Raw genomic sequence first — 19288 nt, forward strand, 5'->3', positions numbered from 1 at the left:
GAGGGGGCGCGCGGAACGTGCCACCGTGGTCGCCCACGCCGGGGAACGGCTCGGTCAGCGTGCCGATCAGTCCCTGCCGATGACGACCACCTCGTCCTCGACCGTCCAGCGGCGCCGCTCGTCCTTGGGCGGATTGATCCGCATGCCGTAGCCGGGGCCCGTCGACGCGTCGTCGTGGCTTCGGTAACCGATGGCGCATTCGCCACGACGACGTGCCGCGGCCACGACCGTGGCGAAGGACGTCTCGCTCCCCGGCAGCACGTAGTCAGTGGCCGGCCGCAGGCGAACCCCGGTGCCGTCGGCGGAGAACAGTTCCTCGAACACCGCCGCCAGGTGCCGGTTCTGCGAGATCTGTGCCATGAGCAGGCCGATGAGCTTGCCGCTGATGATCACGTCGGCTCCGGGGCTGATGGGGGCCAGCGCCCGGTTCCGGTCGTCGACGAGTTCGGTGACGACCGGCAGTTCGCGCCCGGTGGCTTCCTCCAGTTGGCGCAGCAGCAGGAGGGTGACGAGCGTGCGGTTGTCGGGGTCGTCCGACGGCTGTCCGGGAACGGGGTCCCGGCCGAGCACGATCACGCTGTCGTAGGAGTACACGTCCAGGCGCCGCAGGGTCTCGGGCCGGGTGACGTCCCCGTGGTGCAGTGTCAGGCTCAGGTCGGTACCGCTGTCCGCGTCGGCCTCGTTCACCTGCCGGAGTGTCGCTTCGCCCCGGTCCGCCACCACGTCGACGACCGACCCGGGCCGGGCTCGGCGGCGCAGCTGGCCGACTATGAGCGGCGCTCGGCGGTTCCAGCCCAGCAGGAGGACCCGCTCCGCCCGCGCGGGCGTCGAAGGACCGGACGCCATCGCCGGTTCCTCGGCCAGCTCCGCGCAGTCGTCCAGCCACGTCGTGTCGTCGTCGCGGGAGATGACGACGAGCAGGTCGCCCGGGGTGATGGGCGTGTCCGGCGGTGGGTTGAGCAGCGGGATGTCTCCTCGCACGATCCCGACCACGCTCGACGTCCGGTAGGACAGCAGCGCCTCGCCGAACGGGCGGCCGGTCAGCGCGGGTTCGGTGACCAGGTAGAACTCGTCACCGGCGAAGTCGAGGAGTTCCTGGTGGACGAGGGAGAGCCCGGGGCGGCGGGCGGCCTGGACGATCAGCCGGGCGGTGATGGTGTCGCTCTCCAGGACGACGCCGCCCGGTCCGGCGGCGAGACAGGCGGCCAGGCGGTACCGGTCGTCCCGGACGGCGGCGACGACGGGCGGACGGTTCTTCTCCCCGGCCAGGGCCGCCCTGAGCGCCAGCAGTGTCTTGACCACCTCGGCGTCGGCGTCGGGCTCGTCGTGGGGCAGGACCAGCACGACACCGGCCGTGGCGGGGCTGGTCAGCGGGAGCACGGCCGGGTCGGTGACGGGGCCGCTGCGGCAGATCAGCCGCGTACGGCCGACGGGGCCCACCTTGGTGCCCAGGGCCTCCTCCATGAGGGTCTTGTCCCGGTCGGCCAGCACCGCCACCGCGGCGCGCCGCTGGTTGGCGTTGGCGGCCACCAGCTCGCTCACCACCGTGAAGACCTGCTCCGACCATCCCAGGACGACGGCGTGCCCCTGTTCCAGCACGGTGGAACGGCCCCGTCGCAACGCGTTGAGCCGCTCCGTGAGCGCCGTCGTGATCAGGCCGACGAGCGCCGAGACGTACAGCAGAGTGACCAGTGCGAGCAGCACCGACATCGCCACCCGCGGCGGCGCCCCCGTCTCACCGCCCAGCCGCAGTGTCTCCCCGGTGAGGTGCCACACCTGAGCCAGCCGGTCCGCCGGGGACGCCGGCGCGTCGGGGTCGGTCCATACCAGCACCGCACTGACCGGGACGACGACGGCCAGGCACAGCAGCGCCATCCAGCCGACGAGGACGGAGGCACCGCGGGCCAGCGTGCTGTCGAACCAGTAGCGGGCTCTGTCACCGAACGGAGTGCGCCGCTGCGCCACTCTTCCCCCTCCCCCTCCCATGCCTCGCACTCCCGCACAGGCCGCGTCGGCGCCGGGTACGGTGATGCGCCGCGCGGGCCCGCCGCAGGGCACGGACGTGGCTACGCATGTCGCAGTGTGGAGGACTGATCACCGCGGCAGACGGGGTTGGCGCAGTGTTCATCCCTTCGGGTTCCCCTGGCCGTTCGCGTCAGGCAGGCCTGCTGGGGCGTCATGCGGACCTGCTGTGGCGTCAGGGTCCGCCGCCGCTTCCCTCGTTCGAGTCAACGCCGGAGCGAAGGGCGGGCGCCCGGTCACGGCCGCCGGTACAAAGGCCGCCATGACTGAAGATCACGCGCCGGCGCGTGCAGATGACGGTTTTTCCCGGAGGAGCTTCGCGGCGGCGGCAGCGGTCGGCACGGCCACGGTGGCCACGGCGCTGACCAGCGGTGTCGCCACGGCTGCGCCCGCACCGGCCGCCCCGGACGACACACGTGGGGCCGGCTCCGGCCGGAGCCTCGCCGTCGCTCGCGCCTTGCTCGTACTGGACTCCGACGACCGCCCCCTCGTACCGCGTTACCAGACCGTCCTCCAGAAGGGACTGCCGGCTCAGCGGCGGACACGGCCCAAGAAGGTCCTGGTCATCGGCGCCGGCCCGGCCGGTCTTGTGGCCGCCTGGCTGCTGAAGAAGGCGGGCCACCGGGTGACGGTGCTGGAGGCCAACGGCAACCGTGCGGGCGGACGCATCAAGACCTTCCGCAGCGGTGGGCACGAGCGCGCCGAGCAGCCCTTCGCCGATCCCCGCCAGTACGCCGAAGCGGGTGCGATGCGCATCCCGGGCAGCCATCCCCTGGTGATGGAGCTGATCGACCAGTTCGACCTGAAGAAGCGGCGGTTCCACTACGTCGACGTCGACGGCGAGGGACGTCCCGCCAACCGCACCTGGATCCACGTCAACGGAATCCGCGTACGGCGCGCCGACTACGCCCGCGCGCCCCGGCGCGTGAACCGGTCGTTCGGCGTCCCCAAGGCCCACTGGGACACCCCCGCCGCCACTATCCTGCGCTCCGTGCTGGACCCGGTGCGCGACGAGTTCAGTTACGTCGGTCCGGACGGCAAGCGGGTCGACAAGCCGCTCCCGGAGCGGCTGAAGGGCTGGGCCCGTGTGGTGGAGCGGTTCGGTGACTGGTCGATGTTCCGCTTCCTCACCGAGCACGCCGACCTCGACGAGCGGACCATCGACCTGATCGGCACCCTGGAGAACCTCACCTCGCGCCTCCCCCTGTCCTTCATCCACAGCTTCATCGGTTCCTCCCTCATCAGCCCGGACACGCCGTTCTACGAGCTGGAGGGCGGCACGGCCGTACTGCCGGACGCGCTGCTGGAACGCGTGCGCAAGGAGGTGCGGTTCGACCGCCGGGTCACGCGCATCCAGTACCACCACCCCGACCGCCCTTCGCCGGACGCCGAGCACGTCCGGGGCAAGGGCCCGCACGTGTGGGTGGACACCGTGTCGGAGGGCCGCGACGGCCCCGTCGTGCGCGAGCAGTTCACCGCGGACGTCGCCGTGGTCACGGTGCCGTTCTCCGGACTGCGCCACGTGCAGATCGACCCGCCCCTGTCGTACCGCAAGCGCCGGGCGGTCTGCGAACTGCACTACGACTGCGCGACCAAGGTGCTGCTGGAGTTCAGCCGCCGCTGGTGGGAGTTCGACGAGGCCGACTGGAAACGGGAGTTGCGCGCCGTCGACCCGGGTCTGTACGACGCCTACCGCACCGGCCGGGCCGCCGCGGACGGCAGCCTGCTCGGGGCGCATCCCTCCGTGCCCGACGGGCACATCACAGCGGGCCAGCGCACCCACTACGCCGCCAACCGCGCGGTCGCGCGGGATCAGCCGGAGGCGGCCGACGTCGTGGGGGGCGGCTCGGTGTCGGACAACGCCAACCGGTTCATGTTCAACCCCTCCCATCCGGTTCCGGGCAGCGCGGGGGGTGTGGTCCTGGCCTCCTACAGCTGGGCGGACGACGCGCTGCGCTGGGACTCCCTGGACGACGAGGCACGGTACCCGCACGCCCTGTGCGGCCTCCAGCAGGTCTACGGCCAGCGCATCGAGGTCTTCTACACCGGCGCGGGCCGCACGCAGAGCTGGCTGCGCGACCCCTACGCCTACGGGGAGGCGTCCGTGCTCCTGCCCGGGCAGCACACGGAGTTGCTGCCCGCCATCCCCGTGACCGAGGGGCCGTTGCACTTCGCCGGGGACCACACGTCCGTCAAACCGGCCTGGATCGAGGGCGCCGTGGAGTCCGCCGTACGTACCGCCGTGGAGATCCACACCGCTTGAGCCGCTCGGCCCGGTGAGCGCCGGGCGGCCCGGGTGACCGGTTCGGCCGGCGTGGCCGTCCCCGCGGAAGGACGCGGGGACGGCCACCGGCGTGACGGCGGGGTCAGCCGCGCCAGGTGTCGTTGAGGGTGATCTTGGTGGACGTGGTGGTCGCGGTGCGGTTGGCGCCGCTCTCCCAGGTCACGTTCCCTGCCTGGTCCTTGCGGAGGTACTTGTACTCGAAGGACGTGCCCGCGGGAACCTCGACGTCCAGTTTCCACACCGGGTAGGCGGCCGGGTCGAGCTTGAGGGCGCTGCCCGGGTTCCAGTTGCCGAGTTCCGGCCTGTTGCCGGTCACGTAGATGTTCTCGCCCCAGCTGGTGGTGGCGTTGACGGCGAAGGACACCCCGGAGGTCACCGGGTCGGGTCCGGGCGCGGTGCCACCGTCGCAGTTCCGGGCGTTGACGTGCAGGGCGAGGGCGGTGTGGGCACCGAGGGTGGCGGTGAGCCGGCCGGATCCGTCGACGGTGACGCCCTTGCCGGACTGGACGTCGCAGTAGTCGCCGGCGGGCAGCGAGGTCTGGAACGTACGGGTCAGCGGGGAGCTCTCGTGGTTGATGGCGACGTACGCCTTGGAGCCGCGTCCGAAGGCGATCCGGTCGCCGCCGTTGTCCCACCAGTCGGTCACCGCCTGGCCGCGGGCGGTGTTGCGGAAGCCGACCATGGAGGAGATCTCGCGCCAGGCGTGCTGGCACTTCCAGCCGTCGCTGTAGCAGGCGTTCACCTGGCCGCCGCTCGGCGGGCCCGCGTCGCGGTCGGTGAACTCGTAGCCGGAGTGGACGTCGGGGTTGCCGTACGGCCAGGCCAGCATGAAGACGTTGGCCAGGGTGTAGTCGGCGCCGTCCTTGTAGCTGAGGGTCTCGCCGTTGCGCTCGGTGTCGTGGTTGGCGACGAAGACGTTGGACTTGTCCGAGGGCATGTAGCCCCAGGCTTCGCCGAAGTTCTTCAGGTACGCGAGGTTCTCGCTGTTGAGGACGCGCTTGAGGTCGCGTCCGTAGCGGAACTCCTGGACGTCGCCGCTGCCGAGGTACTCGGTCGGGGAGACCGCCTCGCCGGCGCCGTAGATGGCCTCGTGCTTCCAGTACACGTTCGGATTGCCGAGCCGGGACTTGATGTCGGCCAGGTCACCGGCGGCCATGTGCTTGGCCGCGTCGATCCGGAAGCCGTCGACGCCCAGGGACAGCAGGTCGTTGAGGTAGCCGGCGATCTTGCCCCGTACGTAGTCCTCGCCGGTGTCCAGGTCCGCGAGCCCGACCAGTTCGCACTCCTGGACGTCGGAGCGGTTGCGGTAGTCGTTGATCTCCGAGGTGCAGTTGTCCATGTCGGGCGCCGAGTAGAGGCCCGGGTAGTTGTACTTGGTATACGGCGTGCCGCCGGTTCCGGTGCCGCTCCCGGCCGACATGTGGTTGATGACCGAGTCGGCGATGACCTTCACACCCGCCGCGTGACACGTGTCGACCATGCTCTTGAACTGACCTCGGTCACCGAGACGGCCCGCGATCTTGTAGCTCACCGGCTGGTAGGAGGTCCACCACTGTCCGCCCTGTATGTGCTCCTGCGGTGGGGAGACCTGCACGAAGCCGTAGCCGGCCGGACCGAGGGTGTCGGTGCACGCCTTGGCGACCGAGGTGAACTTCCACTCGAACATCACCGCGGTGACGTCCTTGTCGCCGGGCGGGGAAGCCTGCGCCGGTGCCGCGGTGGCGAGGAGGCTGCCGGCCACGCCGGCGGTGAGTACGAGTGCTGCGGCGGTGGTTCTGCGCGCTCTGCTGGTGCTCCTGTGCATGGAGTCTCCCGTGTGAGGTTGCGGGCGAGTGTCCCGGGGAAGGGCCGGCCGACGGGTGTCTGGGGAGTCGGCACACCCGTGCAAGTCATTACTGAAAGATGACTGCAAGGTGTCGCGGTCGTGACCGTAAGGGCACGGCTCCGTATCGGTCAACACCTCGGACGAGGCCGATCCGGATGTGGCGTTTCGTCAGTCGGCCTGTCGACCAGGCGCGTTGCGCGACCACAGTGCAGGAAGTTGAAGCACGACCCCTTTACGGCACTGTCATGTACGGGTAACTTCCCGCTTCCGTAAGAGATTTCTGCAATTTTCCGTTCACTCTTTCAGTGCCGGATCGCTCGCACCGGCCGCGGCACGCCGCCCGCCTTCTTCGGAGAGACGCATGAAACGCACCCGCACGCGGCTGCTCAGACGGCCGTCGGCCGCCGCACTGGCCGTCGGCGACATCCTGGGGCCGGTGTCCGTCGTACCGGCCGAGCCGTCGCCGAGGACCGCCGGCCTGCGCGGCCCGGAGAAGGAGCACCCTGCGGCCTGGAGCGCCCACGGCAAGCTCGTCCGCCTCTCCCGCCAACGCGCCGCGCCCTCACCCAGCAGGCTCTCGCCGAGGCTGTCGGGTACGCGCAGGAACCCGTCGCTTTCGCCGAGCGGGGTCACAGACCGGCGAAGCCGGCCTTCATGGAGGCCGGCTTCGCCGCGGGTGCTGGAGGCGGGCCGGGCCCTGCGGGTGCCCCAAGGCGACGTGGACCGGGCGAAGCCGCCCCTGTTCTTCCAGCACGTCACATCACCGAAGGCCGAGGCGGTCAGCCGCTTCCCGTACGAAGCCCGTCGGCTCCACCCCGCCCCCGCCCGACCAGATCCCCGGCCCGGCACGCTCCGTTGATCCCGCGCACCCGCCCGGCCGGTGAATCCGCCGGCCGGGCGCTCGCTCGTCAGATCGGGAAGTGTGCGTGACCCCTGGCCTGCGCCGTGACCCAGCGGGTGTCGGTGAATGCCTCGGCGCCGGCCTGGCCGCCGAAGCGGCCGTAGCCGGAGCTCTTCACGCCGCCGAAGGGGGCCTGCGGTTCGTCCCCGATGGACTGGTCGTTGACGTGGACGATGCCGGTGCGCAGTCGGCCGGCGACCTCCAAACCCTTGGACAGGTTCTCGGTGATGACGCCCGCGGTGAGCCCGTACGGCGTGTCGTTGGCGAGCGCCACGGCCTCGTCGGCGCTGTCGACGACGTGGACGACGGTCGCCGGGCCGAAGATCTCGTCGTAGTAGATCTTCATGTCCTTGGTGACCCCGGTGAGGACGACCGGGCGGATCAAGGTGCCCGGTTCCTCGATCTCGCCGGTGCCCGCGGCCAGTTCGGCGCCCTGGGAGACCGCGTCCGCGAGGAGCGACGCGACCCGGCGGGCGGCGGCCTCGTTCACGACCGGGCCGACCGCCGTGCCCGGGTCGCCCGGGTCGCCGCAGGGCAGGGCCCGGACGCGGGCGGCGAACCTGTCGGTGAACTCGTCGGCGACCGCGCGGTGGACGATGACCCGGTCCACGCACATGCAGATCTGGCCCGCGTTCATGAAGGAACCGAAGACCGCGGCGTCCACCGCGTAGTCGACGTCCGCGTCCTCCAGCACCAGCAGGGCGTTCTTGCCGCCGAGTTCGAGGACGGCGGGCTTGAGGTGCTGGGCGGCCTGGACGCCTATGGTGCGGCCGACCTCCGTGGAGCCGGTGAAGTTGACCATCCGCACCCGGGGGTCGGCGATCAGCGCGGAGACCACCTCGGCGGCGTCGGCGCGGTCGTTGGTGACGACGTTGAGCACGCCCGCGGGCAGTCCGGCCTCGTGCAGGACGTCCGAGATCAGCAGGCCGCAGGCGATCGGCGCGTCCTCGCTGGGCTTCATCACCACGGTGTTGCCCATCGCGATCGGCATCGCCACCGCGCGCACACCGAGGATGACGGGCGCGTTCCACGGCGAGATGGCGGCGATCACTCCCTTGGGCACCCGCACCTGCGCGGAGTGGACGCCGTCGGCGTCGGTGGCGAGGATCTGGCCGGTCGGGCGGCTGACCTCGGCCGCCGCCTCCAGCAGGATGTCGGCGGCCAGGTGGGCGTTGAAGCCCGCCCAGGGGGTGACGCCGCCGACCTCCGCGGCCATCAGCCGTACGACCTCGTCGGTGCGCTCGGCCATCAGCCGCGCGGCGCGCAGGAAGATCCGGCGGCGTTCGGCCGGCTTGGTCGCGGCCCACGCCTCGAACGCGGCGTCGGCGGCGTCCACGGCACGGCGTACGTCGTCGGGTGTGCCCGCGGCGACCTCCGCGCAGACGGCTCCGGTCCAGGGGTTGGTGTCGGTCGCGGTGCGGCCGGAGGAGGCGGGGACTTCCCGGCCGTTGATGATCAGTCCTCGGGAGAGGGACACGGGGTGCTCCTGTAGAGAGGGGACGTGAGGGCTCGTTCCTCGGCGGGCGTGGGTGAGGGGGCGGCGGGCCTGGTCATCACCGGCGCCACCGTGACGAGCACCGACACTGGACCACCACGTTTTTTCGATGAGTGAACTTACTTTCATTGGACGAGTCTGCCGAGTGTGTGCGATCGCCGAGACGCCTGTCAATGGCCGGTAGCGTTCTCCCGAAGACGGGTACGGCCTGATCCGCCGGGAAGCCGGCACAGCAGCCGACACACACGGGAGGAAGTGCCATGGCGCCGGGCGTTTCGAGGGCGGCACCGACGACGTCGGCGCCGGTGGCCCCTGCGCCGGCCGACCCCCCGGCGGAAGCGACCGGCCCGCTGGAGCGCGGACTGGCCGTGCTGCGGTTCGTGGCCGGCTCCGCTCACTCCGTGCGTCCGGGTGACCTGGTCCGCGCGACCGGCCTGGCACGTTCGACCGTCGACCGGATCACCTCGACCCTGACCCACCTCGACTATCTGCGCGCCGTGGGACGCGACCTCGTGCCCGCCCCGCGCCTGATGGAGTTCGGCAACGCCTACCTGCACGCGAGCGGCATGTCCCGGGCGCTGAGGCCGAGCCTGGAGCGGCTGGCCCGCGCCCTCGACGAGTCGGTCTCGGCGATCGTCCTCGACGGCTGCGACGCACGCATCGTCGGCAAGGCCGTCCCGCCCGGCCGGATGATCCCCCTGGGTTTCCGGGTCGGCGACCTGCTGCCCGCCGAGCGCTGCGCGGCCGGTGCCGTACTCGCCGCCGGGTGGGGGCCCGACACGTACGAGGCGTGGCGGGCCCGCCGTGCCGCCGACTCCCTGGACGAGACCTTCCCGGCCGTTCCCGCGCGCCGTACCGCCCCTGCCCCCGAGCGGACGGAGGCCGACTTCGCCGCCTGGGCCGCGGCGGCCGACGCGGACGGCTGGGCGCTGGACGACCAGTTGGTCGCCCCGGGCCTGGCCGCACTGGCGGTCCCGGTACGCGACCCCGACGGCCGGCCCGTCTGCGCGATCAGCGTGCTGGCGCACACCAGCCGCCACAGCGGAGACGCACTGCGCGCGCACGCGTTGGCCACGATGACGGAGGAGGCCGTGCACATCGCGGACGCATTGTACGGCACCTCGACGGCAGCCGCCGTGCCGCCCGCCGCCCCCGCCTACGCCGACGCCAAGCCCGAACTGGGACCGTCCTTCCTCCAGGCACTGGCCAGGGGCCTCGCCGTCCTGACCGCGCTCGGCCGGCAGCGCGGCGGACTCACCCTCGCCGAGGCCGCCGGGGCCGCCGGACTCTCGTATCCCAGCACCCGGCGCAATCTCCTGACGCTCCGTCAGCTTGGCTACGTGGAACAGCGCGACCGCCGCTTCCTGCCGTCCCCGCGCGTCCTGGAGCTCGGCTACGCACGGCTGTCCACCCTCGCCCTCGCCGACATCGCCCAGCCCCACCTGACCGAACTGGCCGGGCGGGTACGGGAGTCGGCCTCACTGGCGGTCCTCGACGGTATCGAGGTCCACTACGTGGCCCGGGCCGCCGCGCAGCAGATCACCAGCGCCCGGATCATGCCCGGCACGCGGCTGCCCGCGTACGCCACCTCCATGGGCCGGGTCCTGCTCGCGGACCTGCCCGAGGCGGACCGGCGGGAACGCGTCGACGCCTCACGTCCCCGGGCCCTGACCCCGCACACGCTCACCTCGCCCGATGCGCTCGGCGCAGCCCTGGAGCGGGTCGCCCGTGAGGGGCACTCCCTGGTCGAGCAGGAGTTGGAGGCGGGGCTGCGCTCGCTGGCCGTACCGGTCCGGGACCGGGGCGGGCGGGCCGTCGGAGCCGTGAACATCGCCCTGCACGCCGGCCCCGAACCGCCCGAGCACACCAAGGACACTCTCCTCCCCGCACTGCGCGCCTGCGCCGCCCGGATCGAGTCGGACCTGGCCGTCGCGTTCAGCGACCGCCCCGTGCAGGCGGGCTGACCAACTCGGCGGCCGCCGAGAAGCCCGGCCCCGAGGATGATGCCCGGGCCGGAATTCGCCGGCGGCGGCCCACCTCGGTCGGTGACCGCACCGTTCGAGGCACCGCCGTCGCCGGTAGCCCCGCGGCAGGGCAGAATCGGGGCAGGAGGCCGTGGGAGGAGGCGACGCGTGCGGGAACGACCGTGGCTGCGCGGGGTCCGCCGGCGTCCCCAGCCGCTCGTCGGCGGCCACCGGGCCCTCAAGGCCGCCCTGCGGCCGGTGACCGAAGCGGTGCGCGCCCGGCGTCGGCTGGCGTGGCTGAACGAGGCCGGCATGCGTATCGGAACCACTCTGGACCTGCGGTACACGGCCGAGGAACTGGCCGGGTTCATGGTGCCCGAGCTGGCCGACGGGTGCGCGGTGGACCTGCTGGAGTCGGTGCTCCGGTTCCAGGAGGGCGACCACGTCGAGGGGGTGGCGGGCGCCCCCGAGCTCCGGGCCATGGCGGTCTCGGAGATCCCGGGGCTGGATCTCGCCCCGGACCCGGTGGGTGAGGTGGCGGTGTACACCGCCGACCGGCTGGTGCGCACGTGCCTGACCACCCGCAAGCCGGTCCTGGTCACCCGTATGGAGCCGTCCGACTTCCACGCCGTGGCACCCACTCCCGAGGCGGCCGACCTCCTGCGGCGCGCGGGTGTGCACTCCTACCTGGCGGTCCCGCTGATCGCCCGCGGGGTGCTGCTGGGCCTGGCCGACTTCGTCCGGGCCGGCAGCCGGACGCCGTTCACGCGGGCCGACGTGGCGCTGGTGATGGAGCTGGCGTCCAGGGCCGCCGTGCACATCGACAACGCCCGGCTCTACGGGCGGGAGCGCGAGCACGTGGTCACGCTGCAGCGGGCCCTGCTCCCCCGGTCCCACCCGAGTACACCCGGTCTCGACGTGTCCACGTGCTACGACCCGGCCGGCGATCCGGCCGCCGTGGGCGGCGACTGGTTCGACGTCGTCGCGCTGCCCAGCGGCCGTACCGCGCTGATGGTGGGCGACGTGATGGGGCGCGGCCTGGCCGCCGCCGCGACCATGGGCCGGCTGCGCACGGTGGCCCGGACCCTGATGGCCCTCGACATCGCGCCCGAGCGGCTGCTGGCCCGGCTGGACCTGGCCGCCCGCGACCTGGAGGAGGACCAGGTCGCCACCTGCCTGTGCGCGGTCTACGACCCGTGCGGCAGCACCTTCCGCATCGCCAGCGCCGGTCACCCGCCGCCGCTGCTGACCGCGCCCGACGGCACCGCCTCGTTCCTGGACGTGCCCGCCGGGGCTCCGCTGGGTGCCGGGGTGATCCCGTACGACCCGGTCGACTGCCCCGTGCCCGGGCGGGGCCGGCTGACGCTGTACACGGACGGCCTGATCAGGTCGCGCACCGCCGACCTGGCCACCCAGATGGACCGGCTGCGGGAGGCGGTCGGCGCCGGGGTTCCCGAGGACGGCACGGTGTGCCGGGCGGTCGCCGAGCGGGTCGGCGGTGACCGGTCCGACGACGCGATCGTCCTGGTCGCCGGCGCTCGCCCGCTCGGTCCGGAGGGGGACGTGTACGTACGGACGCTGCCGCCGGACGGCAAGGCCGCCGGGCAGGCCCGTACCGCGGTGCGCGAGCAGCTGGTGAAGTGGGGCCTGGCCGACCTGGTGGACTCGACGGAACTGGTCGTCAGCGAACTGGTCGGCAACGCCCTGCGGTACGGAAACGCCCCCGGTGAGCTGCGGCTGCTGCGGCACGAGCGACGGCTGTCGGTGGAGGTGTCCGACTCCGGGCCGGATCTGCCGCAGATCCAGCACGCGGACGTGAGCGACGAGAGCGGGCGCGGCCTCCAGCTGATCAACATGATGTGCCGGAGCTGGGGGTCGTGCCGCACGCCCGACGGCAAGGTCGTCTGGGCCGAGCAGGACCTGCCCGTGCGGGGCGGACCGGCCGGCCCCCGGTAGCGCCCGCGCCGATCCGGCCCCGCACCGCACCGCGACGCCGGCGTAGGCGCCGGCGCCTACGCCGCCTGCTCCGCCCGGTCCCCCTGCTCCGCTTCCTCTCCCCGCTCCGCCGGCTTCTCCGGCGTCGGCCGCCCGAACTGGGTGCGGTGCAGTTGGGCGTAGCGGCCACCGGCCGCCAGGAGTTCGTCGTGGGTGCCGCGTTCCACGATGCGGCCCGCCTCGACGACCAGGATCTGGTCGGCCGACCGGATCGTGGACAGCCGGTGCGCGATCACCACGGCCGTCCTGCCCTCCAGGGCCTCGGTGAGGGCCTCCTGGACGGCCGCCTCGGAGGTGTTGTCGAGGTGGGCGGTGGCCTCGTCGAGGATGACGACGCGCTGGCGGGCCAGCAGCAGCCGGGCGATGGTCATGCGCTGGCGCTCACCACCGGAGAGCCGGTAGCCGCGCTCGCCGACCACGGTGTCGAGGCCGTCGGGCAGGGAGCGTACGAGGTCGGTCAGGCGGGCGCGGCGCAGCGCGTCCCACAGCTCGGTGTCGGTGGCGCCGGGCCGGGCGAGCAGCAGGTTGGCGCGGACCGTGTCGTGGAAGAGGTGCCCGTCCTGGGTGACCATGCCGACGGTGTCCCGCAGTGACCGGGCGCCCAGGTCGCGCACGTCGACGCCGCCGACACGGACGGTGCCGCCGTCGGCGTCGTACAGGCGCGGCAGCAGCTGGGCGATGGTCGACTTGCCGGCGCCGGAGGAGCCGACGAGCGCGACCGTCTGGCCCGGTTCGGCGCGGAAGGAGAGGCCGTGCAGGATCTCGTCGCCGCCCCGGGTGTCCAGGGAGGCGACCTCTTCGAGGGAGGCCAGCGAGACCTTGTCGGCGGACGGGTAGCCGAAGCGGACGTCGTCGAACTCGACGGCGACCGGGCCGTCGGGGACCGGGCGGGCGTCGGGCTTCTCGTCGATGAGCGGGGTGAGGTCCAGCACCTCGAAGACCCGCTCGAAGCTGACCAGGGCGCTCATGACCTCCACGCGAGCCCCGGCGAGCGCGGTGAGCGGCGCGTACAGGCGGGTCAGGAGCAGTGCGAGCGCCACGACGGCGCCCGGGTCCAGGGTGCCGCGGAGGGCGAAGAAGCCGCCGAGGCCGTAGACGAGGGCCAGGGCGAGGGCGGAGACCAGGGTGAGCGCGGTGATGAACGCCGCCTGGGCGGTGGCGGTGCGCACGCCGATGTCGGCGACGCGGCGGGCGCGGTCGGCGAACTCCGCGGACTCGTCCTCGGGGCGGCCGAACAGCTTGATCAGCGTGGCGCCGGGGGCGGAGAAGCGCTCGGTCATGCGGGTGCCCATGGCGGCGTTTAGGGTGGCGGCCTCGCGCTGCATGACGGCCATACGGCGGCCCATGCGCCGGGCGGGGAGCACGAACACCGGGAGCAGCACCAGCGCGAGCAGGGTGATCTGCCAGGACAGGGTGAGCATGACGGCGAGGGTGAGCAGCAGCGTGACCAGGTTGCTGACCACACCGGACAGGGTGTTGCTGAAGGCCCGCTGGGCGCCGATGACGTCGTTGTTGAGACGGGAGACCAGCGCTCCCGTACGCGTACGTGTGAAGAACGCGACCGGCATGCGCTGTACGTGATCGAACACAGCCGTGCGCAGATCGAGGATGAGTCCCTCCCCGAGGCTCGCCGAGAGCCTGCGGGAGAGGATGCCGAGCACCGCCTCCGCCACGGCGATGAGCGCGATCAGCAGGGCGAGACGTACGACCGTGCCCTCGTCGTCGCCCGACACGATCGCGTTCACGACGTTGCCGGCCAGGACGGGTGTGGCGACGGCGAGCAGCGCCGTCGCCATCCCGAGCAGGACGAACCGGGTGATGCGGCGGCGGTGCGGGCGGGCGAACGCGCCGATGCGGCGCAGCGTCGCGCGGGCGAGGGGGCGGCGCTCCTGCTCGGCGTTCATGACGCTGTGCAGCTGGGTCCAGGCTGTGATCTCCATGCTCATGCGAGTGACGGTAGAACCTCAAGCAACCTTGAGGTCAAGGACGGGCCGCCTGCCGCCCGTAAGCCCTCGTCCGCGCGTCGGTCATCCGTAGTTGGCACCCTGCGGGGAATCTCTTGTGGTGTGACAGCGGTAGAACTCCCCGAGCAGACCGTCTCCGCCCGCGTCGCCGTCCGCCGGAACGACCGTGCCCGCCTGGTCCGGCGAATTTTCTGCGTGCTTCCGCTGCTGCTGGTCACCGTCGTCGCGGTGCGGCACCGGTCGGTGCTCGCCGAGGGTTTCGGCCATCTCGCCACGGCCAGGTGGCCCTGGCTGCTCGCAGCGGCCGGCGCGACCTGCCTGACCTGGGTCGCCGCGGCCTGCACCCGGCAGGGCGCCGTGGTGGAGCGGCTGCCCCGGCGGCGGCTGCTGGCCACCCAGTTCGCGGCGGGCGCGGCCAACCACCTGCTGCCGACGGGGCTGGGCGCGAGCGCGGTCAACCTGCGGTTCATGGCGGTGTGCGGACTGCCGCTCGCTCGCTCCTCGGCCGCCCTCGCCCTGTACCTGCTGGCGGAGAGCGTCGGCCGCCTCGCCCTGCTGGGCGCCCTGCTGATCGCGTTCCCCGGCGCGCTTCGGCTCGGCACGCTGCTACCCGAGGGGGCCGTCGGCCCCCTGCTGGTCGCCGCGGGTGCGGTGCCGGTGGTGGCGGCGGGCGTGCTGGCGCTGGCGCCACGGCTGCGCGGGGCGCTGGTCGCCTTCCTGCGGACGGCGCTCGGCGAGGCCCGCTCGGTGCACACCCGCCCGGCCCGGGCGCTGGCACTGTGGGGCGGCGCTCTCGCGTTTCCCGCGCTTCAGGCGGGTGCGCTGGTCCTGGTGGGGCAGGCGCTGGCGTTGCCGGTGCCTGCCGGGCACATGGCGGTGGCGTATCTGGCGGCGACGGTCGCGGTCGCGCTGGTGCCCACGCCGGGCGGTATCGGTTCGGTCGAGGCGGCGCTGGTCGTGGCGCTGGTGGCGGCGGGCGGCCCGGCGGCCGTGGCCACGGCGGTGGTGCTCGCGTTCCGGCTCATGACGGTGTGGCTGCCGCTGCTGCCGGGGGCGCTGACGCTGGCGGCGTTGGTGAGGATGAGGGTGATCTGAGGCCGAAACGCCTCATACCGCTCTTCGGGGCGGTACCGGCCGGCGCTCGGCATGCGGCAGGATGAACGGTCGCGCCGGTCGAACTGTCTTGCGGACCGGCGCGATCGCGCATCCCGACATCCAGCAGGTATCGAGCAGGTGACGACGTGACGAAACTTCACATCCGGCCGTCGGCGAGGGCTTTCGCCGCAGCCGTGCCCCTTGGAGGTGACCGGTGACGGACGACCCGACCATGGATCATCTGGTGCCCGCCGGCATCGCGCTGGCGGCGGGCCTCCTGGGAGCGTTCCTGCTGCGCGTGCTGCTGCGCTGGCTGGCCGGCCACGCCGGGCGCACCCGCTGGAGCGGCGACGACGTCCTCGTGGCCGCGCTGCGCACCGTGGCGCCGTGGGCCGCGGTCGCGGGGGGCGTGGCGGGGGCGGCGGCCGCCCTGCCGCTGACACGGACGGTGCAGCACGGCGTCAACCAGGTACTGACGATGCTGCTGATCTTCGTGGTGACGGTGTCGGCCACCCGGGTGGTCGCCGGCCTGGTGCGTACGGTGACGCTGTCCCGTTCCGGGGTCGCCGGGTCGGCGACGATCTTCGTCAACATCACCCGCATCCTGGTGCTGTCCATCGGCTTCCTGGTGATGCTGCAGTCGGTGGGCATCTCCATAGCGCCGCTGCTCACCGCCCTGGGCGTCGGCGGTCTGGCGGTGGCACTGGCCCTGCAGGACACGCTGGCCAACCTCTTCGCGGGCGTCCACATCCTTGCCTCGAAGACCGTGCAGCCGGGTGACTACATCCAGCTCAGCAGCGGCGAGGAGGGCTACGTCGAGGACATCAACTGGCGGCAGACCACCGTCCGTGAGCTGTCCAACAACCTGGTCGTGATCCCGAACGGCCAGCTCGCGAAGTCGAACATGACCAACTTCATGCGGCCCGAGCAGCAGCTGACCATCCTGGTCCAGGTCGGCGTGTCCTACGACAGTGACCTGGAGCACGTGGAGCGGGTGACGACCGAGGTGGTCGCCGAGGTGATGACCGAGATCACCGGCGCGGTGCCGGACCACGAGCCGGCGGTGCGTTTCCACACGTTCGGCGACTCGCGGATCGGCTTCACGGTGATCCTGGGCGTCGGCGAGTTCAGCGACCAGTACCGGATCAAGCACGAGTTCATCAAACGCCTGCACAAGCGCTACCGCGAGGAGGGCATCCGCATTCCGGCGCCCGCCCGGACGGTCGCGCTCCAGCAGGGGACCGTGGTGTTCCCGCAGCAGCGGGCGGGCGAGGACGTCGCCCCGTTCGCCTGATCATCCACTGATTCGTTCGCCCGTTCACCCGCTGGTGCGGCAGGGGCCGTGCGGCCGGTTGTCCGGAATCTCCGCACGGCCCCTGTCGAGCCCGGGGCGATCACGAGATATCTTGATGTCGAGCAATGTTGCAGACGTGGAGCGGAGCACCCGGTGACTGACTCGACCATCATCTATACACACACTGACGAGGCCCCGGCCCTGGCGACGTATTCGTTCCTGCCGGTGATCCGGGCGTACGCCTCGCAGGCGGGTGTCGCCGTCGAGACCCGCGACATCTCGCTGGCCGGCCGCATCATCGCCCTGTTCCCGGAGTACCTGACCGAGGACCAGCGCATCCCGGACGCCCTCGCGGAACTCGGCGAGCTGGCCAAGACCCCCGCCGCCAACATCATCAAGCTGCCGAACATCTCGGCGTCCATCCCGCAGCTCAAGGCCGCGATCGCCGAGCTGCAGGGCCAGGGCTACGCGCTCCCGGCCTACCCGGACGACCCGAAGACCGACGAGGAGCGCGACATCCGCGCCCGGTACGACAAGGTCAAGGGCTCCGCGGTCAACCCGGTCCTGCGCGAGGGCAACTCCGACCGCCGCGCCCCGGCCTCGGTGAAGAACTACGCCAAGAACCACCCGCACCGCATGGGTGCCTGGACCGGCGAGTCCAAGACCAACGTCGCGACCATGGGCGAGAACGACTTCCGCTCCACCGAGAAGTCCACGGTGATCGCCGAGGACGGCACGCTGCGGATCGAGCTGGTCGGCGACGACGGCACCACCACGGTGCTGCGCGAGTCGGTCCCCGTGAAGAAGGACGAGGTCGTCGACGCCTCCGTGCTGCGCGTCGCCGCGCTGCGCGAGTTCCTGACGGCCCAGGTCGCCCGCGCCAAGTCCGAGGGCATCCTGTACTCCGTGCACCTGAAGGCCACGATGATGAAGGTCTCGGACCCGATCATCTTCGGCCACGTGGTCCGCGCCTTCTTCCCGAAGACGTTCGCGCAGTACGGCGAGGCGCTCGCCAAGGCCGGCCTCACCCCGAACGACGGCCTGGGCGGCATCTACAAGGGCCTGGAGTCCCTGCCCGAGGGCGCCGAGATCAAGGCCTCCTTCGACGCCGAGCTCGCCGAGGGCCCTCAGCTGGCGATGGTCGACTCCGACAAGGGCATCAGCAACCTGCACGTGCCCTCCGACGTCATCATCGACGCCTCCATGCCGGCCATGATCCGCACCTCCGGCCACATGTGGGGCCCGGACGGCCAGGAGCACGACGCCCTCGCCGTCATCCCGGACTCCTCCTACGCCGGCGTGTACCAGGCCGTCATCGAGGACTGCCGCGCCAACGGCGCCTACGACCCCTCCACGATGGGCTCGGTCCCGAACGTCGGTCTCATGGCGCAGAAGGCCGAGGAGTACGGCAGCCACGACAAGACCTTCGAGATCCCGAACACGGGCACGGTCCGCCTGATCGACCAGAACGGCACCGCCGTCCTGGAGCAGACGGTCTCCGCCGGCGACATCTTCCGCGCCTGCCAGACCAAGGACGCCCCGATCCGCGACTGGGTGAAGCTGGCCGTCACCCGCGCCCGCGCCACCGGCGACCCGGCCGTCTTCTGGCTGGACGAGGGCCGCGCCCACGACGCCAACCTGATCGCCAAGGTCGAGGCGTACCTGCCGGAGCACGACACCGAGGGCCTGGACATCCGGATCCTCAACCCGGTGGAGGCGACCAAGCTGTCGGTGGAGCGCATCCGCCGCGGCGAGAACACCATCTCCGTCACCGGCAACGTGCTGCGCGACTACCTGACCGACCTGTTCCCGATCCTGGAGCTGGGCACCAGCGCCAAGATGCTGTCGGTCGTCCCGCTGATGGCGGGCGGCGGCCTGTTCGAGACCGGTGCCGGCGGCTCCGCGCCCAAGCACGTGCAGCAGCTGGTCAAGGAGAACTACCTGCGCTGGGACTCCCTCGGCGAGTTCTTCGCCCTGGTGCCGTCCCTGGAGCAGTACGCCGAGGTCACCGGCAACACCCGCGCCAAGGTCCTCGCCGACGCCCTCGACCGCGCCACGGCGACCTTCCTCAACGAGGACAAGTCCCCGACCCGGCGCGTCGGCGGCATCGACAACCGCGGCAGCCACTTCTTCCTGTCCCTGTACTGGGCGCAGGAGCTGGCCGGGCAGACCGACGACGCGGACCTGGCGAAGGCCTTCGCCCCGCTCGCCGAGAAGCTGTCCGCCGACGAGCAGAAGATCGTCGACGAGTTGAACGCCGTCCAGGGCGAGCCGGCCGAGATCGGCGGCTACTACCAGCCCGACCCGGCCAAGGCCGCCGAGGTCATGCGCCCGTCGGCCACGTGGAACGAGGCGCTGGCGTCCCTCGCCTGATCCTCACCCGGCCCCAGGTCACGCGGCACCCCGTCTCCGTGCTCACGGAGGCGGGGTGCCCGTCTGTCTCGTCACC

11 protein-coding genes are annotated in these 19288 nt (G+C 72.1%); 7 read left to right on the forward strand and 4 right to left on the reverse strand.

Translation table 11 applies throughout. The annotated features are described in order from the left end of the window. Positions 1-66: 66 nt before the first annotated feature. Positions 67-1965 carry a CASTOR/POLLUX-related putative ion channel gene (locus ACZ7G3_RS26665; protein WP_470928543.1) on the reverse strand — a complete coding sequence of 633 codons (1899 nt, stop codon included), beginning with the start codon at positions 1963-1965 and terminating at the stop codon, positions 67-69. A 319-nt stretch (positions 1966-2284) separates the two neighbouring features. Here ACZ7G3_RS26665 and ACZ7G3_RS26670 point away from each other — a divergent pair, with 319 nt between their 5' ends. After that, positions 2285-4285: a flavin monoamine oxidase family protein gene (locus ACZ7G3_RS26670; protein ID WP_470928544.1), complete on the forward strand. Its 2001-nt coding sequence runs from the start codon at positions 2285-2287 to the stop codon at positions 4283-4285. A 103-nt stretch (positions 4286-4388) separates the two neighbouring features. On the opposite strand, the gene ACZ7G3_RS26675 is transcribed toward ACZ7G3_RS26670, so the two are convergent. After that, positions 4389-6110: a carbohydrate-binding module family 20 domain-containing protein gene (locus ACZ7G3_RS26675; RefSeq protein ID WP_470928545.1), complete on the reverse strand. Its 1722-nt coding sequence runs from the start codon at positions 6108-6110 to the stop codon at positions 4389-4391. A 382-nt stretch (positions 6111-6492) separates the two neighbouring features. Here ACZ7G3_RS26675 and ACZ7G3_RS26680 point away from each other — a divergent pair, with 382 nt between their 5' ends. Continuing rightward, complete coding sequence (locus ACZ7G3_RS26680) at positions 6493-6990, forward strand: hypothetical protein (protein WP_470928546.1); 498 nt, start codon at positions 6493-6495, stop codon at positions 6988-6990. A gap of 49 nt (positions 6991-7039) precedes the next feature. Here ACZ7G3_RS26680 and ACZ7G3_RS26685 read toward each other — a convergent pair whose 3' ends face one another. Beyond that, a complete protein-coding gene (locus ACZ7G3_RS26685) occupies positions 7040-8509 on the reverse strand; it encodes an aldehyde dehydrogenase family protein (RefSeq protein ID WP_470928547.1) in 1470 nt (489 codons plus the stop codon). Between the two features lie 278 nt (positions 8510-8787). On the opposite strand from ACZ7G3_RS26685, the gene ACZ7G3_RS26690 reads away from it, so the two are divergent. Both ACZ7G3_RS26690 and ACZ7G3_RS26695 read left to right on the forward strand, forming a co-directional pair. Then, positions 8788-10491 (forward strand): IclR family transcriptional regulator domain-containing protein, encoded by a 1704-nt coding sequence (locus ACZ7G3_RS26690; RefSeq protein WP_470928548.1) that lies wholly within the window; start codon positions 8788-8790, stop codon positions 10489-10491. A gap of 168 nt (positions 10492-10659) precedes the next feature. Beyond that, a complete protein-coding gene (locus ACZ7G3_RS26695) occupies positions 10660-12447 on the forward strand; it encodes an ATP-binding SpoIIE family protein phosphatase (protein ID WP_470928549.1) in 1788 nt (595 codons plus the stop codon). A gap of 56 nt (positions 12448-12503) precedes the next feature. Here ACZ7G3_RS26695 and ACZ7G3_RS26700 read toward each other — a convergent pair whose 3' ends face one another. After that, entirely contained in the window at positions 12504-14426 is a 1923-nt protein-coding gene (locus tag ACZ7G3_RS26700; RefSeq protein ID WP_470928561.1) for an ABC transporter ATP-binding protein, read from the reverse strand. Between the two features lie 219 nt (positions 14427-14645). Here ACZ7G3_RS26700 and ACZ7G3_RS26705 point away from each other — a divergent pair, with 219 nt between their 5' ends. From ACZ7G3_RS26705 to ACZ7G3_RS26715, 3 genes are all read left to right on the forward strand, one after another. Then, positions 14646-15545, forward strand: coding sequence for a lysylphosphatidylglycerol synthase transmembrane domain-containing protein (locus ACZ7G3_RS26705; protein ID WP_470928562.1), 900 nt, complete (start codon positions 14646-14648; stop codon positions 15543-15545). A gap of 232 nt (positions 15546-15777) precedes the next feature. Further along, positions 15778-16839, forward strand: coding sequence for a mechanosensitive ion channel family protein (locus ACZ7G3_RS26710; RefSeq protein WP_426601888.1), 1062 nt, complete (start codon positions 15778-15780; stop codon positions 16837-16839). A gap of 153 nt (positions 16840-16992) precedes the next feature. Next, positions 16993-19212: an NADP-dependent isocitrate dehydrogenase gene (locus ACZ7G3_RS26715; RefSeq protein WP_470928550.1), complete on the forward strand. Its 2220-nt coding sequence runs from the start codon at positions 16993-16995 to the stop codon at positions 19210-19212. Positions 19213-19288: the final 76 nt, after the last annotated feature.

The sequence above is a fragment of the Streptomyces sp. NPDC037271 genome (assembly GCF_055603605.1).